At 50.1% G+C, this 26,263-nt stretch carries 35 protein-coding genes and 1 pseudogene; 31 read left to right on the top strand and 5 right to left on the bottom strand.

Annotated elements, in window-relative coordinates; translation table 11 throughout:
- Positions 1-103 precede the first annotated feature (103 nt).
- The 3 genes from B5E62_RS06440 to B5E62_RS06430 are packed head-to-tail and all read left to right on the top strand — an operon-like array spanning position 104 to position 3,632.
- The gene (locus B5E62_RS06440; RefSeq protein ID WP_087173795.1) at positions 104-1,315 is read left to right on the top strand and encodes a carboxylate--amine ligase; all 1,212 of its coding nucleotides are present in this window, start codon (positions 104-106) and stop codon (positions 1,313-1,315) included.
- A 26-nt stretch (positions 1,316-1,341) separates the two neighbouring features.
- Complete coding sequence (locus B5E62_RS06435; RefSeq protein ID WP_087173794.1) at positions 1,342-2,058, top strand: aspartate/glutamate racemase family protein; 717 nt, start codon at positions 1,342-1,344, stop codon at positions 2,056-2,058.
- Between the two features lie 44 nt (positions 2,059-2,102).
- A complete protein-coding gene (locus B5E62_RS06430; protein WP_242957749.1) occupies positions 2,103-3,632 on the top strand; it encodes a Mur ligase family protein in 1,530 nt (509 codons plus the stop codon).
- Positions 3,633-3,684: 52 nt separating this feature from the next.
- Here the strand turns inward: B5E62_RS06430 and B5E62_RS06425 are convergent, their stop codons facing one another.
- Positions 3,685-4,263 carry a hypothetical protein gene (locus B5E62_RS06425; protein ID WP_143468813.1) on the bottom strand — a complete coding sequence of 193 codons (579 nt, stop codon included), beginning with the start codon at positions 4,261-4,263 and terminating at the stop codon, positions 3,685-3,687.
- Between the two features lie 273 nt (positions 4,264-4,536).
- Here B5E62_RS06425 and B5E62_RS06420 point away from each other — a divergent pair, with 273 nt between their 5' ends.
- From B5E62_RS06420 to B5E62_RS06320, 22 genes and pseudogenes are all read left to right on the top strand, one after another.
- Positions 4,537-5,040 carry an MGMT family protein gene (locus tag B5E62_RS06420; RefSeq protein ID WP_087173792.1) on the top strand — a complete coding sequence of 168 codons (504 nt, stop codon included), beginning with the start codon at positions 4,537-4,539 and terminating at the stop codon, positions 5,038-5,040.
- A complete protein-coding gene (locus B5E62_RS06415; protein ID WP_087173791.1) occupies positions 5,027-5,311 on the top strand; it encodes a DUF3795 domain-containing protein in 285 nt (94 codons plus the stop codon). Before B5E62_RS06420 ends, B5E62_RS06415 begins: the two co-directional genes overlap by 14 nt.
- A complete protein-coding gene (locus B5E62_RS06410; protein WP_087173790.1) occupies positions 5,308-5,682 on the top strand; it encodes a DUF3795 domain-containing protein in 375 nt (124 codons plus the stop codon). Before B5E62_RS06415 ends, B5E62_RS06410 begins: the two co-directional genes overlap by 4 nt.
- A 12-nt stretch (positions 5,683-5,694) precedes the next feature.
- Positions 5,695-6,297, top strand: coding sequence for a GNAT family N-acetyltransferase (locus B5E62_RS06405; RefSeq protein ID WP_164488600.1), 603 nt, complete (start codon positions 5,695-5,697; stop codon positions 6,295-6,297).
- A gap of 83 nt (positions 6,298-6,380) precedes the next feature.
- Positions 6,381-7,019 carry a class I SAM-dependent methyltransferase gene (locus B5E62_RS06400; RefSeq protein WP_242957748.1) on the top strand — a complete coding sequence of 213 codons (639 nt, stop codon included), beginning with the start codon at positions 6,381-6,383 and terminating at the stop codon, positions 7,017-7,019.
- A gap of 28 nt (positions 7,020-7,047) precedes the next feature.
- Complete coding sequence (locus B5E62_RS06395) at positions 7,048-7,605, top strand: DUF1697 domain-containing protein (protein ID WP_087173788.1); 558 nt, start codon at positions 7,048-7,050, stop codon at positions 7,603-7,605.
- A 40-nt stretch (positions 7,606-7,645) separates the two neighbouring features.
- Positions 7,646-8,032 carry a DUF2185 domain-containing protein gene (locus B5E62_RS06390; protein ID WP_242957746.1) on the top strand — a complete coding sequence of 129 codons (387 nt, stop codon included), beginning with the start codon at positions 7,646-7,648 and terminating at the stop codon, positions 8,030-8,032.
- Positions 8,033-8,053: 21 nt separating this feature from the next.
- Positions 8,054-8,506, top strand: a complete 453-nt coding sequence (locus B5E62_RS06385) for a GNAT family N-acetyltransferase (RefSeq protein WP_087173786.1) — start codon at positions 8,054-8,056, stop codon at positions 8,504-8,506.
- A gap of 30 nt (positions 8,507-8,536) precedes the next feature.
- Positions 8,537-9,067: a dihydrofolate reductase family protein gene (locus tag B5E62_RS06380; protein ID WP_087173785.1), complete on the top strand. Its 531-nt coding sequence runs from the start codon at positions 8,537-8,539 to the stop codon at positions 9,065-9,067.
- 23 nt (positions 9,068-9,090) lie between these two features.
- Entirely contained in the window at positions 9,091-9,402 is a 312-nt protein-coding gene (locus B5E62_RS06375; RefSeq protein WP_087173784.1) for a GyrI-like domain-containing protein, read from the top strand.
- 90 nt (positions 9,403-9,492) lie between these two features.
- Positions 9,493-10,233, top strand: a complete 741-nt coding sequence (locus B5E62_RS06370; protein WP_087173783.1) for a DUF6577 family protein — start codon at positions 9,493-9,495, stop codon at positions 10,231-10,233.
- A 10-nt stretch (positions 10,234-10,243) separates the two neighbouring features.
- Entirely contained in the window at positions 10,244-10,666 is a 423-nt protein-coding gene (locus B5E62_RS17500; protein WP_330398035.1) for a nucleotidyl transferase AbiEii/AbiGii toxin family protein, read from the top strand.
- Between the two features lie 264 nt (positions 10,667-10,930).
- Positions 10,931-11,284: a hypothetical protein gene (locus tag B5E62_RS17495; protein ID WP_330398034.1), complete on the top strand. Its 354-nt coding sequence runs from the start codon at positions 10,931-10,933 to the stop codon at positions 11,282-11,284.
- A 52-nt stretch (positions 11,285-11,336) separates the two neighbouring features.
- Positions 11,337-11,639 carry a DUF7677 family protein gene (locus B5E62_RS06360; protein WP_087173782.1) on the top strand — a complete coding sequence of 101 codons (303 nt, stop codon included), beginning with the start codon at positions 11,337-11,339 and terminating at the stop codon, positions 11,637-11,639.
- A gap of 28 nt (positions 11,640-11,667) precedes the next feature.
- Positions 11,668-12,387 carry a hypothetical protein gene (locus B5E62_RS06355; RefSeq protein WP_143468812.1) on the top strand — a complete coding sequence of 240 codons (720 nt, stop codon included), beginning with the start codon at positions 11,668-11,670 and terminating at the stop codon, positions 12,385-12,387.
- 66 nt (positions 12,388-12,453) lie between these two features.
- Positions 12,454-12,801, top strand: coding sequence for a hypothetical protein (locus tag B5E62_RS06350; RefSeq protein WP_087173780.1), 348 nt, complete (start codon positions 12,454-12,456; stop codon positions 12,799-12,801).
- A 158-nt stretch (positions 12,802-12,959) separates the two neighbouring features.
- Positions 12,960-13,466 carry a hypothetical protein gene (locus B5E62_RS06345; RefSeq protein ID WP_143468811.1) on the top strand — a complete coding sequence of 169 codons (507 nt, stop codon included), beginning with the start codon at positions 12,960-12,962 and terminating at the stop codon, positions 13,464-13,466.
- 192 nt (positions 13,467-13,658) lie between these two features.
- Positions 13,659-14,387, top strand: coding sequence for a hypothetical protein (locus tag B5E62_RS06340; protein ID WP_087173778.1), 729 nt, complete (start codon positions 13,659-13,661; stop codon positions 14,385-14,387).
- Between the two features lie 253 nt (positions 14,388-14,640).
- Positions 14,641-15,018: a DUF3592 domain-containing protein gene (locus B5E62_RS06335; protein WP_087173777.1), complete on the top strand. Its 378-nt coding sequence runs from the start codon at positions 14,641-14,643 to the stop codon at positions 15,016-15,018.
- Positions 15,019-15,138: 120 nt separating this feature from the next.
- Positions 15,139-15,597, top strand: a complete 459-nt coding sequence (locus B5E62_RS06330; protein ID WP_087173776.1) for a VOC family protein — start codon at positions 15,139-15,141, stop codon at positions 15,595-15,597.
- Between the two features lie 55 nt (positions 15,598-15,652).
- Positions 15,653-15,826, top strand: a pseudogene (locus tag B5E62_RS17730) (GNAT family N-acetyltransferase); the annotation flags it as partial.
- 20 nt (positions 15,827-15,846) lie between these two features.
- A complete protein-coding gene (locus tag B5E62_RS06320) occupies positions 15,847-16,398 on the top strand; it encodes a DUF3795 domain-containing protein (RefSeq protein ID WP_087173775.1) in 552 nt (183 codons plus the stop codon).
- Positions 16,399-16,599: 201 nt separating this feature from the next.
- Here the strand turns inward: B5E62_RS06320 and B5E62_RS06315 are convergent, their stop codons facing one another.
- From B5E62_RS06315 to B5E62_RS06300, 4 genes are read right to left on the bottom strand one after another with little or no spacing between them, the layout of a single operon-like run.
- The gene (locus B5E62_RS06315; RefSeq protein WP_087173774.1) at positions 16,600-16,905 is read right to left on the bottom strand and encodes a hypothetical protein; all 306 of its coding nucleotides are present in this window, start codon (positions 16,903-16,905) and stop codon (positions 16,600-16,602) included.
- A gap of 39 nt (positions 16,906-16,944) precedes the next feature.
- Positions 16,945-17,712, bottom strand: a complete 768-nt coding sequence (locus B5E62_RS06310) for an ABC transporter permease (RefSeq protein WP_087173773.1) — start codon at positions 17,710-17,712, stop codon at positions 16,945-16,947.
- Positions 17,709-18,428: an ABC transporter permease gene (locus tag B5E62_RS06305; RefSeq protein ID WP_087173772.1), complete on the bottom strand. Its 720-nt coding sequence runs from the start codon at positions 18,426-18,428 to the stop codon at positions 17,709-17,711. The genes B5E62_RS06310 and B5E62_RS06305 overlap by 4 nt, the downstream gene beginning before the upstream one ends.
- The gene (locus B5E62_RS06300; protein ID WP_087173771.1) at positions 18,428-19,183 is read right to left on the bottom strand and encodes an ABC transporter ATP-binding protein; all 756 of its coding nucleotides are present in this window, start codon (positions 19,181-19,183) and stop codon (positions 18,428-18,430) included. The genes B5E62_RS06305 and B5E62_RS06300 overlap by 1 nt, the downstream gene beginning before the upstream one ends.
- A 233-nt stretch (positions 19,184-19,416) precedes the next feature.
- Here B5E62_RS06300 and B5E62_RS06295 point away from each other — a divergent pair, with 233 nt between their 5' ends.
- From B5E62_RS06295 to thrC, 6 genes are all read left to right on the top strand, one after another.
- A complete protein-coding gene (locus B5E62_RS06295) occupies positions 19,417-20,121 on the top strand; it encodes a response regulator transcription factor (protein ID WP_087173770.1) in 705 nt (234 codons plus the stop codon).
- Entirely contained in the window at positions 20,122-21,522 is a 1,401-nt protein-coding gene (locus B5E62_RS06290; RefSeq protein WP_087173769.1) for a sensor histidine kinase, read from the top strand.
- 80 nt (positions 21,523-21,602) lie between these two features.
- Positions 21,603-22,877, top strand: a complete 1,275-nt coding sequence (gene leuC / locus B5E62_RS06285) for a 3-isopropylmalate dehydratase large subunit (RefSeq protein WP_087173768.1) — start codon at positions 21,603-21,605, stop codon at positions 22,875-22,877.
- The gene (gene leuD / locus B5E62_RS06280; protein ID WP_087173767.1) at positions 22,877-23,368 is read left to right on the top strand and encodes a 3-isopropylmalate dehydratase small subunit; all 492 of its coding nucleotides are present in this window, start codon (positions 22,877-22,879) and stop codon (positions 23,366-23,368) included. Before leuC ends, leuD begins: the two co-directional genes overlap by 1 nt.
- 26 nt (positions 23,369-23,394) lie before the next feature.
- Positions 23,395-24,705 (top strand): Na+/H+ antiporter NhaC family protein, encoded by a 1,311-nt coding sequence (locus tag B5E62_RS06275; RefSeq protein WP_087173766.1) that lies wholly within the window; start codon positions 23,395-23,397, stop codon positions 24,703-24,705.
- Positions 24,706-24,750: 45 nt separating this feature from the next.
- Positions 24,751-26,244: a threonine synthase gene (gene thrC, locus B5E62_RS06270; RefSeq protein WP_087173862.1), complete on the top strand. Its 1,494-nt coding sequence runs from the start codon at positions 24,751-24,753 to the stop codon at positions 26,242-26,244.
- The last annotated feature ends 19 nt before the right edge of the window (positions 26,245-26,263 follow it).

Here is a 26,263-nt window from a genome sequence, read left to right as displayed (position 1 = left end):
GCACAAAAGGGCCATATAAAAGGGGCGCATTACTTGACAAGTCAGGGTGCTCCTGCGTTATAATATGCTGGTATAAATCTGTACGGAGAGAAGGTCAGAAAGCATGGAATTTAAAGAGAAAACATTCATTCCCGTCCTCCTTGGCGGGGATATCAATACCTACAGCGTGGCGCGGGCTTTTTACGAGCAGTACCAGGTGAAATCCTATGTCTTTGGAAAGTATCAGACAGGACCCAGCTTCAACAGCCAGATCACAGTCTATGAGGGAAATCCGAAGATTGACACAGACGACTATTTCCTGGAGAGGATCAGCCGCTTTGCCGGGGAGCATAAGGACAAGAAAATCCTGCTCATCGGCTGCGGGGACAGCTATGTGGCGCTGGCAAGCCGGCATAAAAATAAGCTGCCGGACAATGTCATTGCCCCCTACATCGACTTCGATCTGATGGACAGCCTGCAGCAGAAGGAGCGGTTTTACCAGCTCTGCGAGAAGCACGGCGTGGACTATCCAAAGACCATCGTGTACAAAAAGGAGATGGGCCTTGAATTTGCCTGCGACTTCCCCTACCCGGTGATCCTGAAGCCGTCCAACAGCATCGCCTACTGGGAGCATCCCTTCCCCACACAGAACAAGATCTACAAGCCGGGCAGCAGGAAGGAGCTGGAGGAAATCATCACCCAGATTTATGATGCGGGATATGACGACGACCTGATCATCCAGGACATGATCCCGGGAAATGACGAGTACATGCGGGTCCTTACATCCTACTCTGACCGGAACGGGAAGGTGAAGATGATGTGCCTGGGACATGTGCTCCTTGAGGAACACACTCCCCACGGCCTGGGCAACCATGCGGTCATCATCACAGAGCCAAACCAGGAGCTCATGGGAAGGGTGAAAAACCTTCTGGAGGACCTCCACTATGTGGGATTTTCCAATTTTGATATCAAGTACGACAGAAGGGACGGCACCTACCGCTTCTTTGAGATCAACACGAGACAGGGGCGCAGCAACTACTACGTGACAGGCTCCGGCTTTAATGTAGCGAAATATTTTGTAGAGGACTATATCTACAACCGGGAGCTTCCCTACGAGGAGGCCACAGAGGAGCATCTCTGGATGACCGTGCCCAAGGGCGTTGCCTACAAGCACGTGAAGGACCCTGCCATGGTGGCAAAGATGAAGAAGCTCGTAAAAGAAGGGAAAATGGTCAATCCTGTCTTCATGCGGGGGGATCTGAAGCCCATGCGCTTTCTGCGGATGCTGAAGACCCACTGGAAACAGTACGGCTATTTCAATAAATATTACCAGTAAAGCTGTGGAAAATAAGGGGAAAGCCAATGGAAGAAGGAAGAGGAAAACAGATACTCGGCGTGATCGGAGGCATGGGGCCGGAGGCCACCAGCTACTTTTATGAGAATGTCATCGCCCACACAAAGGCGCAGAGGGACCAGGATCATCTGAATATGGTCATCCTCAGCCATGCGGATATACCGGACCGGACGGAGGCCATCAAGAGCGGGGACAGCGAAAAGCTGGTCCATATGCTGCAGGAGGACGCAAGAACGCTGGAAAAGCTGGGGGCGGCCAACATAGCCATCACCTGCAATACGTCCCACTATTACTATGACCAGATACAGAAGGCCGTGTCCGTACCTATCATCAATATGATACACGAGAGCGTGGCCTATGCGGTGCGGGAGCTGCCGGAGGTGAAGCGGATCGGCATTATGGGGACAGACGGTACCATTGGTTCCAGGATTTATCACAGGGAGTGCAGAAAGCTCGGAGTGACACCGGTAAAGCCCTCGCCGGAGAGGCAGAAGGACGTGATGTCCCTCATCTACGACGACATCAAGAGCGGAAAGCGGGGAGACCGGGCAAAATTCGACAGGGTCATGAGCGAGTTCATGAGGAAAAACTGCGATGCAGTGATCCTGGCCTGCACGGAGCTGTCTGTATTTAAGGGAAAGCACGAGATACCCACCATATGCCTGGATGCCATGGATGTGCTGGTGCGGGAGGCCATCCTGCGCTCGGGGGCGGAGTATCAATAGAAATCAGTCATACATAAGAAAATCATTGAGGGAGATTGTTTGAAATGGGAAAAATGCAGTATTATACCGTGAAGGAATATGTGGAGCTGCTTGAGAAAAGGGGGATGCTCCTGGAAGCAGACGTGGATAGAGCGACGGACCATGTGATCCGCAACCTCACCTACAACTCAAAGGAGGCCGGAGCCGACACTATGTTCATCTGCAAGGGGGCGGCCTTCAAGCTGGCCTACCTGCGGGAGGCAGTGGATAGGGGAGCGGTCTGCTATATCAGTGAGAAGACCTTCGACCTGGAGCGGCAGGTGCCGTACATTCTTGTAAAAGATATCAGGGAGGCCATGTCCGTCCTGGCCAACTTCTTCTACAACCGTCCCTGGGAGGACCTGGTGGTGACAGGCATTGGCGGGACAAAGGGAAAATCCACCTCCGCCTACTATATGAAGGCAGTGGTGGACGACTATATGGCGGCTCAGGGGAAAAAGGAGAGCGCCGTCATTTCCTCCATTGACATCTACGATGGCAAGAGCCTGGTGGAGTCCCACATCACAACACCGGAGGCGGTAGAGCTGCAGCAGCACCTGAGAAATGCGCTGGACTGCGGCATTGAGTACGCGGAGATGGAAGTCTCCTCCCAGGCGCTGAAATACCACCGGGTGGACGACATGCGGTTTGACGCGGCCATCTTCCTCAATATCTCGGAGGACCACATCAGCCCCATTGAACACGAAGACTTTGAAGACTATTTCACATCCAAAATGCGGATGTTCGCCAAGGCGGACCGGGCTTTTGTCAACCTGGACGCAGATCACATTGAGCGTATCCTGACATACGCCAAAGACGCGAAAGAGTATTTTACCTTCAGCACGAAGAACCCGGAGGCAGATTTCTACGCCTACAATATCCGAAAAGACGGGCACGAGACGCTGTTCTCTGTGAAATGCGCAGATTTTGACGAGGAGTTTGTCCTCACCATGCCAGGACTTTTCAATGTGGAAAACGCCCTGGGCGTCATAGCGGCGGCCACAAAGCTGGGCATCCCCCGGGAGTATATCCACTCCGGTCTTGAGAGGGCCAGGTCCAGCGGGCGCATGGAGCTCTATGCAAGCAGGGATAAGACAAAGATCGCGATCGTGGACTACGCCCACAACAAGCTGAGCTTTGAGAAGCTGTTCTCCTCCATGAAGGAGGAGTACCCGGATTACGGCATTGTCTCCATTTTCGGCTGTCCTGGCAAGAAGGCGCTGATCCGACGCCGGGACCTGGGCACTGTGGCGGGCCAGTACGCAAAGAAGGTCTACCTTGTAGCGGAGGACCCGGGATACGAACCGGTGGCTGACATATCTGCCGATATCGCCCAGTACGTAAAGGCCCAGAACTGTCCATATGAGATGATCGAGGACCGGGGCGAGGCCATAAAAGATGCCATCGAGAGCTCTGAGGGAAAGACTCTCTTCCTCATCACCGGAAAGGGCGCTGAGACAAGGCAGAAGTACGGAAGCGATTATCTGGACTGCCCCTCCGATGTGGACTATGTGAAGAAGTATCTGGCAGAGTACGATGAGAGAGCAGAGAAATAGTAAATAGTAAGCAATAAGTGAGGGCAGGAGTTTCCTGCCCTCAAGTCATATCTTACGTCTGTTTTGCCAGCTCCTGCACTGTCTCAGGGGCCACCTCCAGCTCCCCGGCAATGGCCTCTATGGATCTGCCCTTTGCCAGCTTCTTCTGGATCAGTTCCCGGAGCAGGTCTCTTCTGCCATCCTGGTAGCCGTCTTCGTACCCCTCCTGGTGCATGGCCTTTTCATATTTCTCCTGGTCAAATGTCTCCAGAACCATCTGGATCACCTCCGCTTTTTGCTCCAACAGGATATCCCTCAGCGCATTGTTTTCAATGCATGTATCCACCGCCTCTGCCACTGCCTCCCTGAGGGGAAGCGGACGCTCCAGGTTCTCCCGGACTGTGGCTACGAAGATGGCGTACTCCTTCAGACGGCGGCACTTCTCCATCAAAGCCCTGTTGTGCCCGTAGTTGATATTCAGCATCACGGTCTCGCACTCCAGGGCGCCGGGGTCTGAGTAGTCCGTCCCGTTGACGGCGTTGTACAGGTCCAGAAGGTCGGCGGGCCGCTGGAAAATAAAGCGGAACAGCCGGTCCTTGTACTGTCTGTCAGCTTGGGGATATTCTTCTGTGTTGATCAAATCCATTTTCAAATGCTACACCTCCATTATAGACATAAAAACCGAAAGCTGCAACCTTTTATGAGCTCATATAAAAGGGAATGTAGGGCGGAACCCGCCGCTTGAGTAAAAGAATGTCATTTTGCAATGACACAGGGGAAAAAGAATTTCCCGTTGAATGGTTTACATTACACCTGACATAAAGCACCCTGACAATAGGAAGCAGATAAAATTAAAGAAATCTTAAGACCGCCTCATTGCATGACAGAGTGTGCTTTTATATAATGAGGGCAGGAGGTGGGAGACATGGCAAATGAGGAGAAGAAGGATTTCAACGCAATGCTGCACAGGGAAACGGATATGCCCAAAATGCATATCGTCACGGATGAAGCCACCATAAAGAAATACGGCGGGGAGAGGATGTATTTTGCGCCTCCGGTCACCTATGACGAGATCATGAAGAAGGTTCCCTTTGGAAAAGTCATCACGGTCGGTGCTGTCAGGGATTACCTGGCAGGAAAGAACAACGCTGACTTTACGGATCCCATCACAGCCGGGATCTTCGTGTCCATCGCAGCCTGGGCCAGCCATCAGCGCCATGAAGACAAGACACCTTACTGGCGGACCCTGAAGGCAAATGGGGAGCTGAACGCAAAATATCCCGGAGGCATTGATGCCCAGAAAGAGAAGCTGGAAGCGGAGGGGCATACCATTGTCGAGAGGGGAAGAAAGAACATCAGATACTATGTGAAGGACTATGAGAAGGTCCTCTTTGACCTTAACCAGGCGCCGGAAGATGGCGGAGAATGATCGAGTGCTGTGGAAAGAGAAGGGGATGGAACACTGCGGGGAATGCCCGAATATGCCCTGCCAAAAGCTGAGAGAGCTGTTCGATGACCCGGAGCATGGCGATAGCGGAGCAAGACTTCGCAACCTGGATAACTGGAAAGCCGGAAACTACGTTTACGAGAGATTGAATAATGCAGCACAGGAAAAGGCGAAAAAACTGATCAGGGACCTGCCGGACTCTGTCTGCATGAGGAAAGAACTGGAAAAAAGAGACAGGAGAAACAGGATATGAAACGGGAACTGGGAATAGCAAGATGCGGCCTTGCCTGCTGTCTTTGCGGGGAGAATACGAGCTGCCACGGCTGCAATTCAGGAGAGTGTCCGGATAAGGACTGGTGTGAGAACAGGAAATGCACTTTGGAGAAGCGTGTTTCTCACTGCTCTGAGTGTGACCTGGACTGCAAAAAGGGACTGCTTGGAAAAATCAAGCCCTATGGTTTTACGCTGTTCATCAGGCGATACGGCATGGAAGAATTGCTGGACTGCCTTGAGCGAAATGAAAAAAACGGGATTGTGTACCACCGGGAAGGCATACTCGGGGATTACGATGACTTTGAGGACGTGGAAGAGCTGATCCATTTTATTAAAACGGGAGAGCGGTAAATTTTGAGAGAGATGATAAGGAACAAAGTGGAGGAATACCTGGCCAGGGAGTACTGGTGCAGTCCGTCCAGGCTGCGTGCGGGAGGCACCGTCTACACCGTTCATGGGGCAGCTGACCGGCCCTATATTAAGATCATGGCGTACAGAGACACGGTAGTTGTCTGCACGTCAAAGGACCTGGCCGGGCGGGTGAGGGACTTGGTGGAGAACAAAAGCAGGGATGAGATTTTTTCGCTGAGGGGTCTGCAGGGATTTGACAATTCTCTGGCCTTTGACGACAGGGGCCATACGCCCACGAAAGCTGCCTGTCTTGCAAGAAATGTCGATATGATCACAGGTGTATCCGGGGCGGCGCCGGTGTCACCGGAGGGCCTGTGGGAAGTGGGAGTGGATGTCCTGCCTGAATACAGAAATTCCGGAATGGGGACATACCTGGTGACAAAGCTGACCGGTGAGCTCCTGGAGCGGGATGTAGTTCCCTTTTATTCAGCTTCGGTTACCAACATAGGTTCTCAGATGGTGGCGGCAAGATGCGGATACATCCCTGCATGGGTGGATACCTATGGAACTGTTCTGGATGGGAGCTCGCCGTATGGTGAACTGCTGCATATTTGAGTCGGAGGTGATAGCAGTATTATGAGTCCTACATTTGAATTTGACGGAGAAAAATACAAAAAGGCGTCCAGGCACCAGAAGGAGTGGGGCAGCTGTCAGAGCTGGTGCCAGATGGAAAAGTTGTGGGAATAGACGCGTCTGCGGGAATGATCGCCGCGGCGCAGAGCAGGTCAAAACCGAACCTGACATTTGTGCAGATGGATATGAATGACATGGATTTTCAAAATGAGTTTGACGTCATTTTTTCCAATGCGGCGCTCCACTGGGTCAAGGACCACGGCAGACTCCTTAAAAATTCATTCAGGGCATTAAAAGATGGCGGCCACCTCCTGTGGGATTTTGCAGGGGACGGAAACTGTTCCAACTTCTTTGATGTCATCCGCAAAGAAATGGAAAGCGAAGAGTATGGGCAGTATTTTAAAGAGTTTGAGTGGCCCTGGTATATGCCATCCAGGGAGGATTACGCAAAGATAGTGGCCGCCTTCGGCTTTTCTTCCTGTAATATTTCGGAGGTCAACAGAGACAGGTTTTTCTCCGATGCGGATGAGATGATCAGGTGGATAGACCAGCCCAGCATCGTGCCTTTTGTCAGGGCTCTTCCCGAGGGAGTAAGGGAAAAGTTTCGCGATGAGGTTGTCAGGGCTATGCTGGACAGGACACTGCAGGCAGACGGGACCTGCTTTGAAACCTTCCGCCGCATCCATGTGAGGGCGGATAAGTGATGGGATACTGAGAAAAAGGAGGTGTCTTATGGAAGAGGAGAAAAGCTTTGCCGCATTCCTGCGCGGCATCAACATAAGCGGCAAAAACAAGATCCCAATGACAGAGCTGAAGAAAGGCTTTGAAAAGCTGGGACTTGAGGGAGTGAAGACATACCTGAACAGCGGGAACGTGGTTTTCTCCAGCGAGGAGGACGATACAGACAGGCTGGCAGGGCAGATTGAAGGGATGGTGCAAGATGAGTTTGGGCTTGAAGTCCCGGTGTTTGTCATTTCCAGTGAGGAGCTGGAGGACATCCTGCAGCACGCGCCTGACTGGTGGGACGATGAAAATAAAGACATCTATGATAACCTTATTTTTATCCTGCCGCCGCTTACATTTACGGATGTGCTCCGTGAGATCGGGGAGCCGAAAGAAGGCCTGGAGAGGGTCATGGATTACAAAAACGCCGTCTTCTGGTCCTTTGTGCGAAAGGATTACCAAAAGACAAACTGGTGGTCCAAAACGGCAAGCTCTGACATTGCCGGAAAACTGACGATCAGAACGGCCAATACAGTCAGGAAGACAGCCGGGGCATTTTCCCGGTAAATCGGCAAGCAGTATAGTATATGGCATGGAGGGACAGGTTATGGGAACATCTGACAAGGGAAATGATTTTATTAAAATAGAAGTTGAAAAGTTGATCGAGTGGAATGAACCCAACGGAGAGGGATGTATCGTATCCGATAAAATAACGAAGGAAGGTTTTAAAGTCGGATATATGTATCGTGAACAACCTGTCGGGGAAAATCCAGACAGCGGCTGGAGATTTATGGCTGGCAATGAAGATGATGAATATATGGCAAATCCCGGCAATCATCATATTTTTGCGATCAATACGATCTGTAACTATGACAGAGATATCATTCCCTATCTGCACTCTGCGACAGGCAGCACGTATATAAGAGTGGATGGCCACAGGTTTGAGATTGACGATGGAGAGAAACCCATATTTATCGATAAGCAGAACAGATAAACCGAAATTTTGGAGGGCGATATGAAAGAATATACCTATGTCACTTTGAGACAAAAGCCCGAACTAAAAGAAGAGGCTGCGGCATGGTTCCATGACAAATGGGGAGTGCCGCAGGAAGCTTATCTTGAATGTATGGAAGCCTATCTTGACAATGAAACCGAATATGGCTGGTATCTCTGCCTGGACAGCGGACAAATTGTGGGCGGCCTTGGAGTCATTGAAAATGATTTTCATGACAGGAAAGACCTTACGCCCAATGTATGTGCGGTGTATACGGAGAAGGAGTATCGCTGTCAGGGGATCGCGGGGCGATTACTTGACATAGTTGTGAAGGATATGAAGTCTAAGGGGATAACCCCGCTTTATCTGGTCACAGACCACACAACCTTCTATGAGAGGTATGGCTGGGAATTTTTATGTATGGTCCGGGATGAGGACGGACCCAATCTGATAAGAATGTATATCCACAGATGATTTTCCATCTGTGAGGCGATAGGAGAGATCATGAAAAAAATCAGTTTGTTCATAGCGATGAGCCTTGATGGCTATATCGCAGACGGGAAGGGCAGTGTTGACTGGCTGACCGGTCAGGGCAATGGGGATGAGAGCATTGACGCATATTCTGAATTTGTGAAAGATATTGATACGGTGATAATGGGCTGGAATACCTACCATCAGATTGTCACGGAGCTCTCGCCAAATGAGTGGGTTTATAACGACCTTACAACCTATGTTGTGACGCACCGTTCCAAAGCATCCTCTGATAAAATCCGCTTTACCAGTAAGAATCCCACCCTGCTGCTAAAAAGGCTGCGGGAAGAAAGCGGAAAAGGGATCTGGATATGCGGAGGGGCAAATCTGGTCCAGCAGTTGGTCAGAGAAGATATGATCGATCGCTATCATATTACTGTTATCCCAACAATTCTTGGCTCAGGCATTCGGCTTTTTGAAAAGGCTGACCGTGAAATCAAGCTGAGGCTGCTCAGAACACGGTCGTATGATGGTATGACGGATTTAGTCTATATAAAAAGATGAATTGCTATTTGAGGAGGGATAGAATGGTTAAGGTGAAAAAGGACGGATTTGTTGTCATTGGAAAAGAGGGTTCAACATCAGACGGTGAGGGATTTGGCAAAGGCTTGTATCTGGCGGGAGTGGAATGCGTGGACCATGCAGAAGCTCCTGATGGATGGACCAAGTGGACAATACCGGGTTATGAGTATATAGTTGTTGAAAACCATAGTGGAGCGTTTGAGGAAACCCTCGGACAAATGAAGGAGGAGGGTGTCCCTCTGGTCGGAGCAGTTCACGACTATACTGACCCGGCAACAGGAAAGAGTTATCTGTATTTTCCGATGAGGGAAGTTTAACCTTGATTTTGGGGAACGGATCGCATATAATATCATTATAAAATCGGCAAAAATGATAAAAATTGCCGGATTAATAACGGTGGTGAGAAGATGGATCAGGAAACTGTACTGAAGAATTTTTTCCCAGGGAAGACTTTTACAAAAAGCCAGTTCAGGAAAGCAGTCCATGCATTAAATCCAGAATATGCGGAATCCTCTATCAATTGGCTCCTGGAAAAACTAAAAAAAGAAAATCAGATCATAGCAGTTGGACAGGGAAAATATGAGCGAATGTCGGATATGGCAGAGAAGAACCAATATGGTTACACTCACTCTAAAGAATACCGGGACATTGAAAGAAAGATTACAAAAGAATATCCTCTGGTAGAATTCCAGATGTGGGAATTGATACAGTTTAACGAATTTGTGAACCATCAGATTGCAAAGAACCTGATTGTGGTGGAAGTGGAAAATATGCTTGAGGAGACAGTGTTTGATACTCTGCATAGGGAATATCCTTATGTACTCTATTCACCTCAGATGGAATACTATTATCGGCATAAAGGGGAAGAAAACACGGTTGTTGTATTAAAACTGATTTCGGAAGCGCCAAAGCCCCGGGAAGGACATAGCAGCCGGCTGGAGAAGCTTCTTGTGGATCTCTTTACAAGCAAGTTTACCGGCTATCTTATTGAAAAAAGTGAGTATCCGGCCATCATGGAAGACGCCTTCCACAAATATTATCTGGATACGACCAAGATGTTCCGTTATGCAAGGCGGCGCAATGTAGAAACAAAGATGAAAGCATTTATCCGTCAGGAAACGAATGTACAACTGACGCCAGGAGAATAAAAGAAACGAGATGCTGACAAGAGAAAATTATGAGATAGAGCATATACGAGAGCTGCGCAGTAAATATAAAAAAGATCCTGGGCTTCTGGAACGAGTCTTATATGCGTTTGGACTGTTGGAGGCTATTGCACAGGTAGGTATGCCATTTGTATTTAAGGGCGGAAGTTGTCTGATGCTGATGACAGATCAGCCCCGGCGGCTTTCAACTGACATAGATATCCTGGTAGAGCCGGGAACGGATATTGACCGGTATATCATGGAAGCGGCAAAGATTTTCCCGTTTAAAACCTATGAGGAACAGAAACGATTGGGGAAAAACCATATTGAAAAGAGACACTTTAAGTTTGTGTATGACTCGCCGCTTCGCAATACAGAATTTTATATCCTGCTGGATGTGGTTTTTGCAGAGAGTCCCTACCTGGTAACAATATAGAGAGGTATTGAAAGTTCCCTGCTCTGGAATGAAGGAGCGCCGGTATCTGTTACAATCCCCAGTCCGGAATGTATCCTTGGGGATAAACTGACAGCCTTTGCTCCGCATACCACGGGCGTTCCTCTTGGTGTCAATAAAGAGCTGGAAATAATCAAACAGCTCTATGATGTGACAACGCTGACGGAGGTCCTCTCTGATCAGGAGGCACTTAAAAAAACATATGACAAAGCAGTGGCAGAAGAACTTGCGTATCGGGGCCTAGAGTTGAGAGGGGAAGATGTGCTGCGTGACACGATTCGGGCAGCCGCATGTATTATTGGAAAAGGCAGTGTAGATAAAGAAGAGTACCCTCTGTATCTTCGAGGCATCCAGGCGTTGGACAGCCATGTGATGGACCAAAGATACAGTGGTGAAATTGCCGCTCACCAGGCCTGCAAGACGATGTATCTGGCTGCTTGTCTGCTTATGAAACAGCCCTTCCGGGAAATCGAAAATCCGGAGAAATACATAGCGGCGAGTATTGGACAGAGCAAGTATAAAAAATTCAGCTATATGAAGAAACAGAAATTGGGATCCTTTGGATATCTGGTAGAGGCCGTGAGATTGTTGGAAGAGTAAGACGGGCAATTCGATTATGTTGGAAAAACATTTAACCTTATAAGGAGGATGTATGAAGTTAAGTCATTCGGTAAGCGGTGCTGTTAGACAATTTTCATATTGGATCGCAAATGGGACAGTGGGTTATCCATTATTAGAAGGAATAGATTATTTTAGTGAATTTAAAGAAAGCCCAAGTTTATTAGAAACAGTATATGCAATATTTATGAATAACCTTGAACTTGATGAAAATGGAGAGGTCCTAAATGCAAAATATGCAGAACACAGGGCTGCACAATATATTAAACAGTGGTGCGTAAAAGAATACATTGCTGAACCCACATTTGAAGGCTCAGAGGAAATAGAGTTATATTGACAACTCCTGATCTGTGAGGAGATTACGATTGAGAGGAAAAATGCCAGGACAACATAACAAAATCATAAATGCAGCAGCTAAGAAAATACTTGCCCCCGAAGGACTCTTCAGAGTGGGGGCTTCCAGAAGATGGATTGATGATAACGGGTATTTTGTAATACAGGTAGAATTTCAGCCCAGTGCATATGACAGAGGTTCATATCTGAATGTTGGGATCAGTTTCTTATGGGAAGCCAGTAAAGGCTTAAACGATACACTGGCGTTTAATATCGGTTATCGTGTAGATAAGGCGGGATATGCTTCGTATAGAGGCAATGATGCCGCCTATGAGGAAAAAATGGAACACTTTGCTGAAGCTGCCTTGGAAAAAGTGAGGGAATACCGCCTTTTCCGCGATATGGGTTATGCAAAAGAACAGATGGAAAGTCAGCTAAATGACATGCCGGGACACAGAGTGTTCTGGGAAGTCTATGAATTGGCTATGCTCTGCTTTCTAAAAAGAGATTTTGAGGAGGGAAAAGAATACTTTGGTCGTTTTCTTCAGATACTCAAGGACTCCTTTTATGTAGGAAAACTGTATATTGAATGGCATGAAGAATTATATGATCATTGTATCAAACATCTTTGTCCTGAACTGAAATCCGAAGAAACGGCATATAAAATGGTGTGCGAAATGATCGCACGCAGAAGAGATTTCTTCGCCAGTAAGCCTTCATATAAGAAATTGAAGAAAGAATTTACCTTGTGAGATAATATCATAAAAACGAGAATGCGGGAATACCTGATATTGCGATGCAGGAGCGGTGATTTCATAATGAAAAAAATCAATATATTTACAATAGTTTCACTTATTATTTGTATATCTGCATTATCCGGCTGTGCAAGGGACATCAATTATATTGTCGATAATGAGCCATGCGTAAAAGGTGTTGTTTCTCAAATAAGCGAAACCTATATTGTGATCAGCGTAAATGAGGATGATGAGCTGTATAAAAGTTATAAAAATATAGAAGTTTCGCGAAATGTCGAGAGAAAAGACGGCGCTTTTGGCGGTGAAATTGGCGATGAAGTAGCGGTATATTATGACGGTAGTGTAGAAGAAACAGACCCGGCAAGGATAAATCAAGTCTATGCCATTCTTTATGTTGGCGACAGTAAATAGCTGAAAAATACGGTGTGAGGTCTAAAAATAGGGGATTATTTGATAAAATGAAAAAGAAAAAGGAGCAGACCGATGCCGCACAAAGCAGTAAGAACAGGTTTGTTGGTTTTGTTCTCATGTCAAATGCAAATCAGGATTTGTACGGGTGATAAAATAAAATGAGTTCAAGAAGCTTTAGAGTGTTTGGAACGAAAAAAGATTTAGAAAACATATTCAGAGAATTCCAAAAGAACAATATGATAAAATATTATCGGTGTGGCAAAAGCGATAGCGATAAGATAACAGATATTACTAAAATCGACAACTTTGGCATTTCTCTTAGTGGGCGTCATATAGGAAATCAATATCTTGTTATAGAAGATGATGAAACAGTGAGACTTGATAAATATAAACATATAAATCAAAAATTAAATGAAACAAGTATTGTTATCGATCTGGGTGGATCATATGATGAAAATACTATTTTGCCTACAACTGTATCTACAATTTGGTATGATGAAAGCAGCAAAAGAGTATACAACAATTTAAAGAGTATCATGAAGAGATATGCTGTTAGCATAGTCAACGGATATATGATATTAAAAAATGCTTATGATAAAAAAGAGCAATTAAGATTTGCAACTATAAGTGTTCAAAGTCCAGGAGAATATGATTTAAAAGTATGAGCCTAAGCTGCAGAATTCTGATTTGACTGTTCTATACCTTACACTAAAAACGGTTTGCAAGCGTTTTGTGGATAGTGGATTTAGAGTGGATTTATAGCCGTTGAAATAGTATGGCTTTTAAATAAGCAGGTTGAGTTTGGAGAATGAAATAAGAAAAAAGGATAGAAATTGGAATTTGTAGGGGGACATAATTTGAAAAAATTAGGAATGTTTTTGCTCACCTTATTATTAGTGTGTGTATCCTTATCCGGTTGTTCTGAATTAGTTGAATTAACGAAGGATACGTACGGTGAGAATAATCCTTTAAGTGGGAAGAACACAGATGAACGCATTATAATGTGTCTCGAGGAAGAATATCCAGAACATGATTTTGTGGTTGTGGAATCGTTTAATAAAGAAAATGATTCAGGAAAATTTGAAGATAAAAACGGAATAGAGTTCACGGTACACGGTCTGATCTATGATAATACATATCATTTTGGATGTAGAAACGACTATTTAAAAGTTCTGTTGGAGAGTCAGGATTACCTAAATAAAGTAAGTGATATTGCCAAAGAATATGGATTCAATGTTGATTATTCGGAGGAAACCATAGGCATTGAGGGCGATGAAAACACTGATAGCTCTGATTCGATAGATAGAATTTCTGAAATGGTAAAAAAGATTCTAAATAGTGTTGATACTCCGCAAATTATGTATCCCAAAGAAGCTGGAAGTTTCTCGACTGGGGAAATTAACTACTATAGTATCCCCTGTTGGGGGCAATTAACTTGTCTATATCACATGCAAGGACATACAGCGGTAATGACATTTCGTTTTGGAGATGAAAGCATAACAGAAGAAAAAATTCGAGGTATAGTAACAGCGGCAATAGAGCAGACCAAAAAAAATATCGAAGAAGATGAAATAAACAAATCCTAATTTGTATAGAGCAACATAAATAGATGAAATTATTAGTTGCTGCGGTATATATGATTGCTGCGAAAATAAGCAGAAGTTGAAGTGTTGTGGAAAATGCGAGAAACTTCCCTACGATAGATTTGGAAATGTAAGGCCCGCATGGCTGTCCCCAAAAGCCTGCAGTCCTATATCATGGAAAAGGGTCCTTGATTTCTGGAGTATAGGAGACAAAGAGAAGATTTTCAGACTAAGGTAGAAATGGAGGGAGACAGATATGGCAGTGTTCTGGATCATGGGAGGGTTGTTTCTGGTGGTGGGGCTTATAGTCTCTGTTCCCAGATACATTAGGTTTATAAAATACAAGGGCCAGACAACAGGCAGAGTCATCAAGATTGAAACGGACGGACAGAGTACAAGAGCTGTGTTTGAGTATCATGTATGCGGAAGAAGCTATACGCAAAACACAGGCTGGACTTCAAACGGGATTTTTGTTGAGGGAAATGAATGCAGTGTTATTTACAATTTGAAAAAGCCGGAAGCTTCGTACATCAAAAAGAGCGGACAGCTTATCCAGTGCGTAGTCGGAACGATGTTCGTGATCGTTGGGGCGGCCTCCATTTTTGCAGGGACACTTTTAAATGGTATTTTGTAGCCTGGAGTAGATCGCTCCTCTAATCGCGGCGTCAGTACCACGTCGGACCGTAATGTTGAGATCCAGAGAATGGGTCTGTTTAATGGAAAAACGAAAATGGCATGATGAGGAGAGATGAAAATGAAATTGAAAAATCCTATGCTGGTGGTAACAGATATCGACAGGTCGGTTGAGTTCTATAAAAAAGTTTTCGGCCTTCATGTCATTATGGACTTTGGAGCCAATAAGACTCTGACCGGCGGCCTGGCCCTGCAGACAGCTGATACATATAAGGATTTTATCGGCACAACGGAAATCTCGTTTGGCGGCAACAACTTTGAACTTTATTTTGAAGAGGATGATTTTGAGAAATTTGTCGATAAGCTGAAGGAATGTGATGTGGAGTATGTCCACCCGGTCACAGAACACCCCTGGGGCCAGCGTGTTGTCCGCTTCTATGACCCGGACAGGCATATCATAGAGGTTGGGGAGAACCTGAAAGCAGTATGCCGGCGCTTCCTGGATAGCGGAATGACACCGGAGCAGACGGCAGAGCGCATGGATGTGCCGATGAAATTCGTAAACGCCTGTATGAGATAAAAATTTTAGCGGAGGAGACAGATGGAATACATAGTAGACGACAGGAAGCTTACGGCTTTTACTTCCTAAGTATCAGAAAAAGGGGATAGGCAGCAGGCTTCTTGAGTTGGCCCGGGAGAACACTCCCAGCATGCTGTTTTTTGGAGCTCAGCCAGGGGTGGAAGGATTTTATGAGAAGAATGGCTGCCAAAAAAGTCTGCAGTCCTACATCATAGAAAAAAGGCCGTAAATTCTGGGGGGGGGGGGATTATGAAAGGATTTGTACGTAAAAATCAGCTTTTGTCACTCTGCGGTCTGAACTGCGGGCTGTGTCCCATGTTCATCGGGAAATACTGTGGCGGCTGCGGCAACGGAAATCAATCCTGCGGGATAGCCAGGTGCAGCCTGGAGCAGGGCAAGATTGAATACTGCTATGAGTGTGAGAAATATCCCTGCGATAGGTATCTGCATATTGATGAGTACGACTCCTTTATCACCCACAGGAGGCAGAAGCTGGATTTGGAGAGAGCCAGAAATATAGGGATAGAGGCTTATAATCTGGAACAGGAGGAAAAGGCCAGGATACTGGAAGACCTTCTTGCCCACTATAATGATGGGCGAAGGAAGACCTTTTTCTGCCTGGCTGTCAATCTGCTGGAGCTGCCGGAGCTGCGGGAAGCCCTGTTGCAGATTAAAGAAGAGGCAGACCTGGATGAACTGTCGGATAAGGAGAAAAGCCGGCACGCCGCAGATGTACTGGAAAGGATAGTGGCTGAGCAAAAGATTGAGCTGCGGCTTCGAAAGAAAGGCTGCCAATCATGAGACGCCGACAGAGGCAAAACAATTGAATTAAAGGAGAGGCTCAGCGAAGTAAAATAGTCGAAGTAAAGTGGCGATATAAAGTAATGACAGGGAACTGTATTTAAGAAGCGCAGGCAGCCGCCGGACTGCCTGCGCTTCTCATATAAAAGATGAAAAGGGCCTGCCTGCCGGACAGCCCCGGCAGCCTTTGTCATGACGCTGTCACGCCGCCGTCACAGCCATCATCCCCAGGGCCGCCACGCCGAAAATGGCGTAGATGAGATTGATGACCACGCAGATCTTCATCAGCGTGTTCTGTGCCCGGTATTTTGAGTAACATATGAGAGTGAAAATACCGGAAAATATCATGAAAATCGCATAGCATGCTATGATCATGCCGGCGGCCGGGATCTCCAGCGCCCAGGGCTGGGTGCGGAGGGGGAAGATGGTCCATGGGATAAAGACCATGATGGTGCAGAGGGCAGTCAGGATGGCCGCCTTTGTCGGGTCTGTCTTGGGTGTGCGCATAAAAATATCACTCCTTTTGCGTTCTTGTTTTCATTTTTCTTATTTTCTCTCCCTGTGTCCGAAGGCCAGACAGGCGATGAGCAGGCACAGGATAGAAATGCCTGCCGCCGCAGGGACCCAGGGGACCAGGTCGATGGCGCTGTCCGGATCTGTGGACAGCTTCATGTAGTTTGACGTGACCACATAGAAGGGATAGCAGGGCGGGTAAAGGAACCATAGCTTCGTGTTCATCAGGAGAACGGAGGGGACCATGGTGGCCAGCCCCAGTCCGATGGAGAACACTGGTGTGGTCAGGCAGACGGACATCAGCCAGTACAGAGCCATCATGGGCAGGGAGGAGAGGAAGAGGGTACCCGATATCCGCAGCACCATGCCGGTCTGGGCCATCAGGCCGGCGCCCACGTAGGAGGAGGCGATGCGGGCGCAGAGGAAGTAGAGCCCTGTCATGGCCGCTGCCTGGATAAAGGCCAGGAGCACAAGGACAAGGAATTTGGCAAGGCACAGGAGCCTGGGATTTATGGGAAGCGCCAGCATTTTCAGGAGCCCCTTGTTTTTCTGCTCCAGCTGCTGCAAAAGAACGGTGCACACGATGATGCTGGCGGGAAAGATGAACCAGGCAAAGCCCATAAAGCTCTGGATGAAAAAGTTGTTCTCCGGCGTGATGCCCGCCATCACAGGGGTGAGGCTCTTGTCCGCATTGATGATATTGGGGACCCAAAGGATCACCAGGGGGACAAAGAGAAGGGGCAGGATAAAAGAGCGCCGTATTTTTTTGAGCTCGGCAGCAGTGAGTGCAAATAGATTCATAGTGAGTACCTCCTTATTCGGATAAACATGCAGGCGGCAAGGGCGAGGAGCAGAAGCTCCGCACCCGATGCGGCGGCGTAGGCGGCCCAGCCGCTCCCCGCATCGGCCAGTGTCTTAAAGGGCGTGACAAAGGGAACAAGCGTGAGAGGGAAGGGGCCCTCCGGCAGGACGGTTCCCATGGACATGAAGATGACGCCGATGCCAAGGCTCACCCACATACTCTGGCAGGCGGACGCCACCAGCAGCATAAAGAGCAGGGTGGGAAGTGTGAGGAGAGTGGCAAATCCCATGTTTTTTAAAAGCTCCGGGAGAAAACCGTCTGTCATCCTAAACCAATGCATGGTGCAGAAGGCGTAGGAAGCGCTCTCCAGGACCAGGAGAAAGAAAAATCCCAGGGCCAGGAGGAGAGACTTCCCGAAAAACAGGGACTCTCCTTTGAGGGGCAGGGTCAGCATCCTGCGGATGGCGTGGTCCGCGTATTCTGTATGGTACATCAGGCAGGCTCCGCAGATGATGAGTATCTGGTTCAGCATGGTCACCATCTGCAGGTTGGCATTAAGGAGGATGGACAGGGGCGAGCCCTCCAGGGAGGTGAAAAGCTCTGTCCGGAATCCTGTGTTGGCTATGGGCACGAGGGCCGCCACCAGGCCTCCCACAAAAAAGGATGTAAAAAATCCTGTGGATTTCAGTTTTTTCAGTTCTATACCGATCGTCATCACATAGGCCTCCGTTTCCTGTTGTCTTCGTCCACCAGAGCCAGGAAGGTCTCCTCCAGGTTATCGGAGGGAAGCCCCTTCATGGCCGCCGTCTCCCGCAGTTCTTCCATGCTGCCTTCAAAGAGGAGATGGCCCCGGTTTAAAATCCCCACGTCGTCCGCCATGAGCTCGATCTCCGGCAGGAGGTGGGAGGAGACGAGGACCGTGCAGCCGATCTTCTCGGGCAGGGACCGGATGAGCGTGCGTATCTCGTGGATGCCCACCGGGTCCAGCCCGTTGGTGGGCTCGTCGAGGATGAGGAGGGGCGGCCGGCCGATGAGGGCTCCCGCAAGGCCCAGCCGCTGCTTCATGCCCAGGGAGTATTTCTTTGCCGGGCGGTCCCCGAACCGGGTCAGACCTGTCAGCTCCAGGGCGTCGTCCACAGCGGAGGGCTTAAGTCCCAGGATGCGGCGGATCAGGTCGAGGTTTTCCCGGCCCGTCAGATTGCCGTAGAAGGAGGGTTCCTCGATGAGGGAGCCGGTCCTTCGCAGGATCTCCATCCGGTCCCTGGGGTAGGCCATCCCATCGATGGTGAATGTGCCGACAGTGGGGCGCACAAGCCCCAGGAACATTTTCATGGTGGTGGACTTCCCGGCCCCGTTGGGGCCCAGAAATCCGTATACAGTCCCCTTCCTTATATGAAGGTTCAGCCGGTAGACGGCTGTGAAATTTCCGTATGTCTTTGTCAGTTCGTGTGTCTCGATGATCGGTTTCATAGCTTTGTGTGCCTCCTTTGTCTTTCTGGCTCTATTGTACCGGGCCATCCTTACAGGCACATTTCCCCTGCCTTACATTTACCTTACAAAGAGAGGAGAGATGGAGTGAGAGCGGGGAAATATGGTATAATAACCACAGCGTGGTTATTATACCTGCGCATAGAGCGGTTTCTGCGGAACCGCAGAAATCCGCTGCGCATCTGCCGCAATCTGAGGAAAGGAAACAAAAGGCTATGGACACAGAATATCTGAAAGGAAAGCGCATCCTCCTTGTGGACGACGAGGAGGAACTGCTGGACATGGTTTGTTCTATTTTAATGGAGGAGGGATACCGCCACATCCAAAGGGCCGGGACCGTGAGGGAAGCCCTGGAGGCGGCTGCGGATCTTCAGCCGGAGCTGGCTATCCTGGATGTGATGCTGCCTGACGGGGACGGATTTTCTCTCTTTGAGAAGCTGAAGCAGATGGGAGATTATCCGGTGCTCTTCCTCACAGCCCGGGGTGAGGATGAAGATAAATTTAAGGGCCTGGGACTTGGAGCCGACGATTACATGGTAAAACCCTTCCTGCCAAAGGAGCTGACCCTGCGGGTGGGCGTGATATTGAGGAGGAGCTATAAAAATGAGACGCCCCTTGTCCGCCTTGCCGGAAGCCAGATTGATTTTCAGAGGGCGGAGGTGCTGAAGGAGGGAGAGCACATTCCCCTGACCGCCAAGGAGTTTGAGATACTCTCTGCCCTGTGCAGGAATGCAGGGAAGATCGTCACCATTGACTCTCTGTGTGAGGCGGCCTGGGGAGACAACCCCTTCGGTTACGAGAACTCCCTGATGGCCCACATCCGGCGGATCAGGGAAAAGATTGAAAAAGACCCCTCCCACCCGGCTTCCCTCGTCACGGTGAAGGGCCTGGGATACAAACTGATGGTGGAGGGGAAATAGATGAAAAACGCACTGAAGCTCCTGCGCCGGCTGGTGGTGGGCATGTTCCTCGTCTGTCTGCTCCTGCCGGTGCTGGATTTGATCATCCTTTTTTCTTTTACCGTGAAATATGCCGGCAACGGTTCCCCCTACACCATGGCGGAGGAGGTGGCGTCGGGGCTTTCCGAGACGGAGAGCGGCTATGCCCTCTCTCCCCAGCTGCAGGAGAGCCTTGCAGAGGCGGGGGCCTGGGCCATGCTCATCCAGAGCGGCACCGGACAGGTAGTCTGGCACACGGAGGATCTGCCGGCTGAGATCCCCCTCTCCTACAGTGCCTCGGACATTGCCTCCCTCACAAGGGGATATGTGCAGGACTATCCCACCTTCCCGGCCAGCCGGGGCGGGGATGTGGTGGTGGCGGGCTATCCGAAGGAATCCTTCTGGAAACACATGTATCCGTCCTGGGACAGAGGGCTTATCGAGATCCTCCCTCCTCTTGCAGCGGTCATTATCCTGGCAGATATCGGGGTGGTCATTCTTATTTATCTGGTGACGGACATGAAACTTCTGAAATCCGTGGGCCCCATTGTGGATGGCATTGAAAAGCTGTCAAAAGGGCGGACAGCCTACATCAGAAAAAAAGGTCTTCTCTCCGAGATCGCCCAGAGCGTGAACAAGACCTCCGAGATCCTGCAGGCAAGGAACCGGGAGCTTCGGAAAAAAGAGACGGCACGGGCCAACTGGATCGCCGGCGTGTCCCACGATATCCGCACCCCCCTTTCCATGGTCATGGGCTACGCCGCCCAGCTTGCGGACAGCCCTCATCTGTCCGGGGAAGAGAGAAAAAAGGCGCAGGTGATCTGCAGCCAGAGCCAGCGGATGAAAAATCTCATCAACGATCTGAATCTGGCCTCCAAGCTGGAGTACAATATGCAGCCCGTGGACAGGGAGAGCGTCAGCCTGGTATCTCTCATGCGAAGGACGGTGGTAGATTTCCTGAACATGGATGCAGAGGGGAAATATCCCATGGAATGGCTGACAGGGAAGGACGTGCCGGCCTGCTTTGTGTACGCCGACGCTGCCCTCCTTTCCCGGGCGGCAGGTAATCTGATCCAGAACAGCATGAACCACAATCCGGAAGGGTGTACCATCTACGTGACTGTGGAACAGCAGGAGACGACCTGCTCGGTCACCATAGAGGACGACGGGGCGGGCGTCACGGAGGAGAAGCTGGAGGAGCTGGACAACGCGCCCCACTACATGATGTGCGATGAAAATGTGACCGGCCAGCGCCACGGCCTGGGGCTTCTCATTGTCCGTCAGATCGCTCAGGTCCACGGCGGCAGGATGGATGTCGGACACAGCGAAAAGGGGGGCTTTGCCGTCCGGGTGGAGCTGCCCCTGGCAGCGGAAAGAGGATAAGGATTGATTATTGCGCTTGGCACTTTATCATGATAAAATGAATTTTAAGACTAACAGAAGGAAAAAGGAGGCATACGATCATGGGTATGACAATGACACAGAAAATACTTGCCGCCCATGCGGGGCTGGACCATGTGGAAGCAGGCCAGCTCATTATGGCGGACCTGGACGTAGTCATGGCGAATGATATCACAGGGCCAATGGCGATCCCGGTGTTCCGGCAGATGGCGGATAAGGTATATGACAAGGAGAAAGTGGTTCTCGTTCCGGACCATTTCACACCCAATAAAGATATCAAATCCGCGGAGAATGCAAAGGCTCTGCGGGAGTTTGCAAAGGAGCAGGAGCTGACACATTACTATGAAGTGGGCCAGATGGGCATCGAGCATGCCATCCTGCCGGAGAAAGGCATCGTGGTGGCGGGTGAGTGTATCATCGGCGCGGACTCCCACACCTGCACATACGGAGCTCTGGGCGCATTTTCCACAGGCATGGGTACAACAGATGTTGCCACAGGCATGGCCACAGGGCAGATCTGGTTCAAGGTGCCCGGCGCCATCAAGTTCGTGCTGACAGGGAAACCGTCCAGGTACGTCAGCGGAAAAGACATCATCATCCATATTATCGGCAAGATCGGCGTGGACGGAGCCCTCTACAAATCCATGGAATTTACAGGGGACGGCATTGCAAACCTCTCCATGGACGACCGTTTCACCATGGCCAACATGGCCATCGAGGCAGGTGCCAAGAACGGCATTTTCCCGGTGGACGCTCTGGCGGAGGGCTACATCAGGGAGCACTCTGACAAGGAGTATAAGATTTACGAGGCGGACGAGGATGCAGTGTACGAGGACGTGGTGGAGATCGACCTCTCGGAGGTCCGTCCTACAGTTGCCTTCCCGCATCTTCCAGGGAATGCAAAGACCATCGATGAAATCGAGGCTATGGAGCCTATCAAGATCGACCAGGTGGTCATCGGCTCCTGCACAAACGGACGGATGGAGGACATGCGCAGGGCGGCGGCTATCCTGAAGGGACACAAGGTCCACCCGGACGTGCGCGTCATGGTCATCCCTGCCACCCAGAAGATCTACAAGCAGTGTATCAAAGAAGGGCTTGTGGATATCTTTATTGATGCGGGCTGCTCCTTTAATACACCCAGCTGCGGCCCCTGCATGGGAGGACACATGGGTGTCCTGGCGGCAGGAGAGAAGTGCGTCTCCACTACAAACCGGAACTTTGTCGGAAGGATGGGACATGTGGACTCCCTCATCTACCTGGCATCCCCGGAGACCGCGGCGGCAAGCGCCATTGCGGGCTACATTGCCAATCCAGAGAAAGCAGGTGAAAACTAATGAAAGCAGAAGGAAGAGTTTTTAAATACGGAGACAACGTGGATACAGACGTCATTATCCCGGCCAGATACCTGAATTCCTTTGATCCTCAGGAGCTGGCCAGCCATGCCATGGCGGACATTGACCCGGAATTTGTAAATAAGGTACAGCCGGGCGATCTGATCGTGGCGAACAAAAACTTTGGCTGTGGCTCCTCCAGGGAGCACGCGCCCCTGTGCCTTAAGACGGCGGGCGTGAGCTGCGTCATAGCGGAGACCTTTGCCCGGATCTTCTACAGGAACGCCATCAACATCGGCCTTCCCATCATCGAATGCCCCGAGGCGGCAAGGAACATTGAGGACGGAGACCAGGTGGAAGTGGACTTTGACAGCGGAATGATTTACAACCGGACAAAGGGTATCCAGTTCCAGGGACAGCCGTTCCCGGAATTCATGCAGAAGATCATTGCGGCGGGCGGCCTTGTAAATTATACAAACCAGAATAGAAAATAAATATATAGAAGGAAATCAGTATTGTTATGGAAAACAAAGGAAGAGCGTCTGCCCTTTTGCCAATCGTAGTATTCCTTGTGATCTTTCTTGGCTCGGGCATCGTGACGGGGGATTTTTATTCCATGCCCACCATTGTGGCCTTTCTCATCGCCCTGTGTGTGGCCTTTCTGCAGAACAGGAAGGTCAGCTTTGATGAGAAGATGCACATCATCGCCCAGGGAGTGGGAGATGACAATATCATCACTATGAGCCTTATCTTTCTCTGCGCCGGCGGATTTTCAGGCGCCGTGACTGCGGCAGGGGGCGTGGAGAGCACGGTAAATTTAGGACTTTCCATTTTGCCTCCCAGTGTGGCAGTGGCAGGACTTTTTGTCATCGGCTGCTTTATCTCCGTGTCCATGGGTACATCCATGGGGACTATTGCGGCCCTGGCGCCCATCGCCGTGGGCATCAGCGAGAAGACCGGATTTTCCATGGCCATCTGCATCGGCGCGGTAGTATGTGGGGCCATGTTTGGGGATAACCTGTCCATGATATCGGATACGACCATTGCGGCAGTGAAGACCCAGGGGTGTGAGATGAAGGACAAGTTCCGGGAGAATTTTCTCATCGTGCTGCCGGCTGCCATCCTCACGGTGATCATCTTTCTGCTTATCACAAGAGGCGGCGGCACGGCACAGCTGGGTGACCTTACTTTCAACATCTGGAGAGTGGTCCCCTATGTGCTTGTCCTGGTGGGTGCGCTCATAGGTATCAATGTGTACGTGGTGCTGATCGGCGGCACCATTCTCTCCGTGGCAGTGGGGATCGCCACGGGAAGCCTTGCCTGGGACCAGATTTTCCTGGCTATTGGCGGGAACACCACCATTAACGGTCAGGAGATAAGCGGTGTCATGGGCATGTATGATATCACGGTCATCTCCATCATCGTGGCCTGCATCGTGTCTCTTGTGAAGGAGTACGGCGGCATCCATTTCATCCTCCAGTGGATACACAGGAGGATAAAGGGGGAGAAGGGGGCGGAGCTTGGCATTGCCGGGCTGGCTCTCCTTGTGGACGCCTGCACGGCCAACAACACGGTGGCCATTGTCATGGCGGGGCCCATCGCGAAGGAGATCAGCGAGGAGTACGGGGTCTCTCCCAGGAGGTCCGCTTCCCTGCTGGATATATTTACCTCTGTGGGACAGGGGCTGATCCCCTACGGAGCCCAGCTGCTCTCGGCAGCTTCTCTGACAGCGCTGACACCATACGACATTATCCCGTATCTCTACTATCCTATACTGATGGCAGTGAGTGCGGTCCTGTTTATCCTGCTCCGGAGCAGGAAGGAAGCATAGAGCAATCCCTTTCTCGGCAGAGGAAGAGGTAGAAAGGTGAAGAACATGAATTTACAGTACATGAGCACGAGAAACCCGAAGATAACGGCCACAGCCTCCCAGGCGGTCCTGAAGGGCCTGGCGGACGACGGCGGACTCTTTGTCCCTGAGCGCATCCCGGCTCTCCCTGTTTCCTTAGGTGAGCTGAAGGGGATGACCTATCAGGAGACAGCCTACGCGGTGATGAAGGAATTCCTCACAGATTACACGGAGGAGGAGCTGAAGGCCTGCATCGCCAGGGCTTACGACAGCAAATTTGACACCCGGGAGATCGCCCCCATCGCAAAGGTGGACGACACCTACTATCTGGAGCTGTTCCACGGCCCCACCATCGCCTTCAAGGATATGGCCCTCTCCATCCTGCCTCATCTGATGACCACGGCGGCAAAGAAGAACGGGGCGGAGGGAGAGATCGTCATCCTTACCGCTACCTCCGGGGATACGGGGAAGGCTGCCATGGCCGGATTTGCGGACGTGGAGGGGACCCGCATCATCGTCTTCTACCCCAAGGGAGGCGTGAGCCGGGTGCAGGAGCTGCAGATGGTGACCCAGAAGGGGGACAATGTGGATGTGGTGGCTATCCACGGCAACTTTGACGACGCCCAGAGCGGGGTGAAGGAACTCTTTGGAAACAGGGAGCTGGCAGAGAAGCTGGCGGCAGAAGGCTACCAGTTCTCCTCCGCAAATTCCATCAATATCGGACGCCTGGTGCCCCAGGTCGTGTACTATGTGTACGCTTACGGCAGGCTCCTCGAGAACGGGGAGATCCAGGAGGGGGAGCAGGTCAACATCACTGTCCCTACCGGCAATTTCGGCAATATACTGGCGGCCTGCTACGCAAAGCATATGGGGCTGCCTGTGGGAAAGCTGATCTGTGCCTCCAACGAGAACAAGGTGCTCTTTGACTTCTTCCAGACCGGGACCTACGATAAGAACCGGGAGTTCATGCTGACCACATCTCCCTCTATGGACATCCTTATCTCCAGTAATCTGGAGAGGCTCATCTACCAGATATGCGGGCGGGACGGAGAGACGGACGCGGAGCTGATGAGACAGCTTCAGACAGAGGGGAAATATACGATCACCGAGGAGATGAGAGAGCGGCTTTCTGATTTCGCGGCAGGATACGCCACGGAAGAAGAGACGGCTGAGACCATCCGGGAGATATATGAAAAGACAGGCTACGTGATGGATACCCACACGGCGGTGGCAGCCCACGTGTGCGAGCAGTATAAGAAAGCTTCTGGTGACACCACAAAATGCCTGGTGGCCTCCACGGCAAGTCCGTACAAGTTCGTGAAGAGCGTGCTCACAGCTATTGACGGGGACGCGTACTCTCAGAAGGCGGAGCTGGAGCTGCTGCCGGAGCTGGAGCGCGTATCCGGCGTGGATATGCCAAGGGCCATAAGGGAAATCCTGGATGCGCAGGTCCGGCATGGCCGGGAGTGTGATGCGGACAGGATGCAGGAGACGGTGGAAGAAATCCTGGGCATCAGGTAGCAGTTTTTGTGAAACACAG

Origin of the sequence: Lachnoclostridium sp. An118 (genome assembly GCF_002160985.1) — a bacterium.
Lineage (GTDB): Bacteria > Bacillota > Clostridia > Lachnospirales > Lachnospiraceae > Claveliimonas > Claveliimonas stercoravium.
Note: the sequence above shows the minus strand (reverse complement) of the source record. Positions and strands in the feature narration are given on the sequence as shown.

Bases quoted from the DNA above. Each gene is read 5' to 3' on its own strand.
- B5E62_RS06440 (WP_087173795.1), top strand. From the start codon at position 104: ATGGAATTTAAAGAGAAAACATTCATTCCCGTCCTCCTTGGCGGGGAT.
- B5E62_RS06435 (WP_087173794.1), top strand. From the start codon at position 1,342: ATGGAAGAAGGAAGAGGAAAACAGATACTCGGCGTGATCGGAGGCATG.
- B5E62_RS06430 (WP_242957749.1), top strand. From the start codon at position 2,103: ATGGGAAAAATGCAGTATTATACCGTGAAGGAATATGTGGAGCTGCTT.
- B5E62_RS06420 (WP_087173792.1), top strand. From the start codon at position 4,537: ATGGCAAATGAGGAGAAGAAGGATTTCAACGCAATGCTGCACAGGGAA.
- B5E62_RS06415 (WP_087173791.1), top strand. From the start codon at position 5,027: ATGGCGGAGAATGATCGAGTGCTGTGGAAAGAGAAGGGGATGGAACAC.
- B5E62_RS06410 (WP_087173790.1), top strand. From the start codon at position 5,308: ATGAAACGGGAACTGGGAATAGCAAGATGCGGCCTTGCCTGCTGTCTT.
- B5E62_RS06405 (WP_164488600.1), top strand. From the start codon at position 5,695: ATGATAAGGAACAAAGTGGAGGAATACCTGGCCAGGGAGTACTGGTGC.
- B5E62_RS06395 (WP_087173788.1), top strand. From the start codon at position 7,048: ATGGAAGAGGAGAAAAGCTTTGCCGCATTCCTGCGCGGCATCAACATA.
- B5E62_RS06390 (WP_242957746.1), top strand. From the start codon at position 7,646: ATGGGAACATCTGACAAGGGAAATGATTTTATTAAAATAGAAGTTGAA.
- B5E62_RS06385 (WP_087173786.1), top strand. From the start codon at position 8,054: ATGAAAGAATATACCTATGTCACTTTGAGACAAAAGCCCGAACTAAAA.
- B5E62_RS06380 (WP_087173785.1), top strand. From the start codon at position 8,537: ATGAAAAAAATCAGTTTGTTCATAGCGATGAGCCTTGATGGCTATATC.
- B5E62_RS06375 (WP_087173784.1), top strand. From the start codon at position 9,091: ATGGTTAAGGTGAAAAAGGACGGATTTGTTGTCATTGGAAAAGAGGGT.
- B5E62_RS06370 (WP_087173783.1), top strand. From the start codon at position 9,493: ATGGATCAGGAAACTGTACTGAAGAATTTTTTCCCAGGGAAGACTTTT.
- B5E62_RS17500 (WP_330398035.1), top strand. From the start codon at position 10,244: ATGCTGACAAGAGAAAATTATGAGATAGAGCATATACGAGAGCTGCGC.
- B5E62_RS06360 (WP_087173782.1), top strand. From the start codon at position 11,337: ATGAAGTTAAGTCATTCGGTAAGCGGTGCTGTTAGACAATTTTCATAT.
- B5E62_RS06350 (WP_087173780.1), top strand. From the start codon at position 12,454: ATGAAAAAAATCAATATATTTACAATAGTTTCACTTATTATTTGTATA.
- B5E62_RS06345 (WP_143468811.1), top strand. From the start codon at position 12,960: ATGAGTTCAAGAAGCTTTAGAGTGTTTGGAACGAAAAAAGATTTAGAA.
- B5E62_RS06335 (WP_087173777.1), top strand. From the start codon at position 14,641: ATGGCAGTGTTCTGGATCATGGGAGGGTTGTTTCTGGTGGTGGGGCTT.
- B5E62_RS06330 (WP_087173776.1), top strand. From the start codon at position 15,139: ATGAAATTGAAAAATCCTATGCTGGTGGTAACAGATATCGACAGGTCG.
- B5E62_RS06320 (WP_087173775.1), top strand. From the start codon at position 15,847: ATGAAAGGATTTGTACGTAAAAATCAGCTTTTGTCACTCTGCGGTCTG.
- B5E62_RS06315 (WP_087173774.1), bottom strand. From the start codon at position 16,905: ATGCGCACACCCAAGACAGACCCGACAAAGGCGGCCATCCTGACTGCC.
- B5E62_RS06310 (WP_087173773.1), bottom strand. From the start codon at position 17,712: ATGAATCTATTTGCACTCACTGCTGCCGAGCTCAAAAAAATACGGCGC.
- B5E62_RS06305 (WP_087173772.1), bottom strand. From the start codon at position 18,428: ATGACGATCGGTATAGAACTGAAAAAACTGAAATCCACAGGATTTTTT.
- B5E62_RS06300 (WP_087173771.1), bottom strand. From the start codon at position 19,183: ATGAAACCGATCATCGAGACACACGAACTGACAAAGACATACGGAAAT.
- B5E62_RS06295 (WP_087173770.1), top strand. From the start codon at position 19,417: ATGGACACAGAATATCTGAAAGGAAAGCGCATCCTCCTTGTGGACGAC.
- B5E62_RS06290 (WP_087173769.1), top strand. From the start codon at position 20,122: ATGAAAAACGCACTGAAGCTCCTGCGCCGGCTGGTGGTGGGCATGTTC.
- leuC (WP_087173768.1), top strand. From the start codon at position 21,603: ATGGGTATGACAATGACACAGAAAATACTTGCCGCCCATGCGGGGCTG.
- leuD (WP_087173767.1), top strand. From the start codon at position 22,877: ATGAAAGCAGAAGGAAGAGTTTTTAAATACGGAGACAACGTGGATACA.
- B5E62_RS06275 (WP_087173766.1), top strand. From the start codon at position 23,395: ATGGAAAACAAAGGAAGAGCGTCTGCCCTTTTGCCAATCGTAGTATTC.
- thrC (WP_087173862.1), top strand. From the start codon at position 24,751: ATGAATTTACAGTACATGAGCACGAGAAACCCGAAGATAACGGCCACA.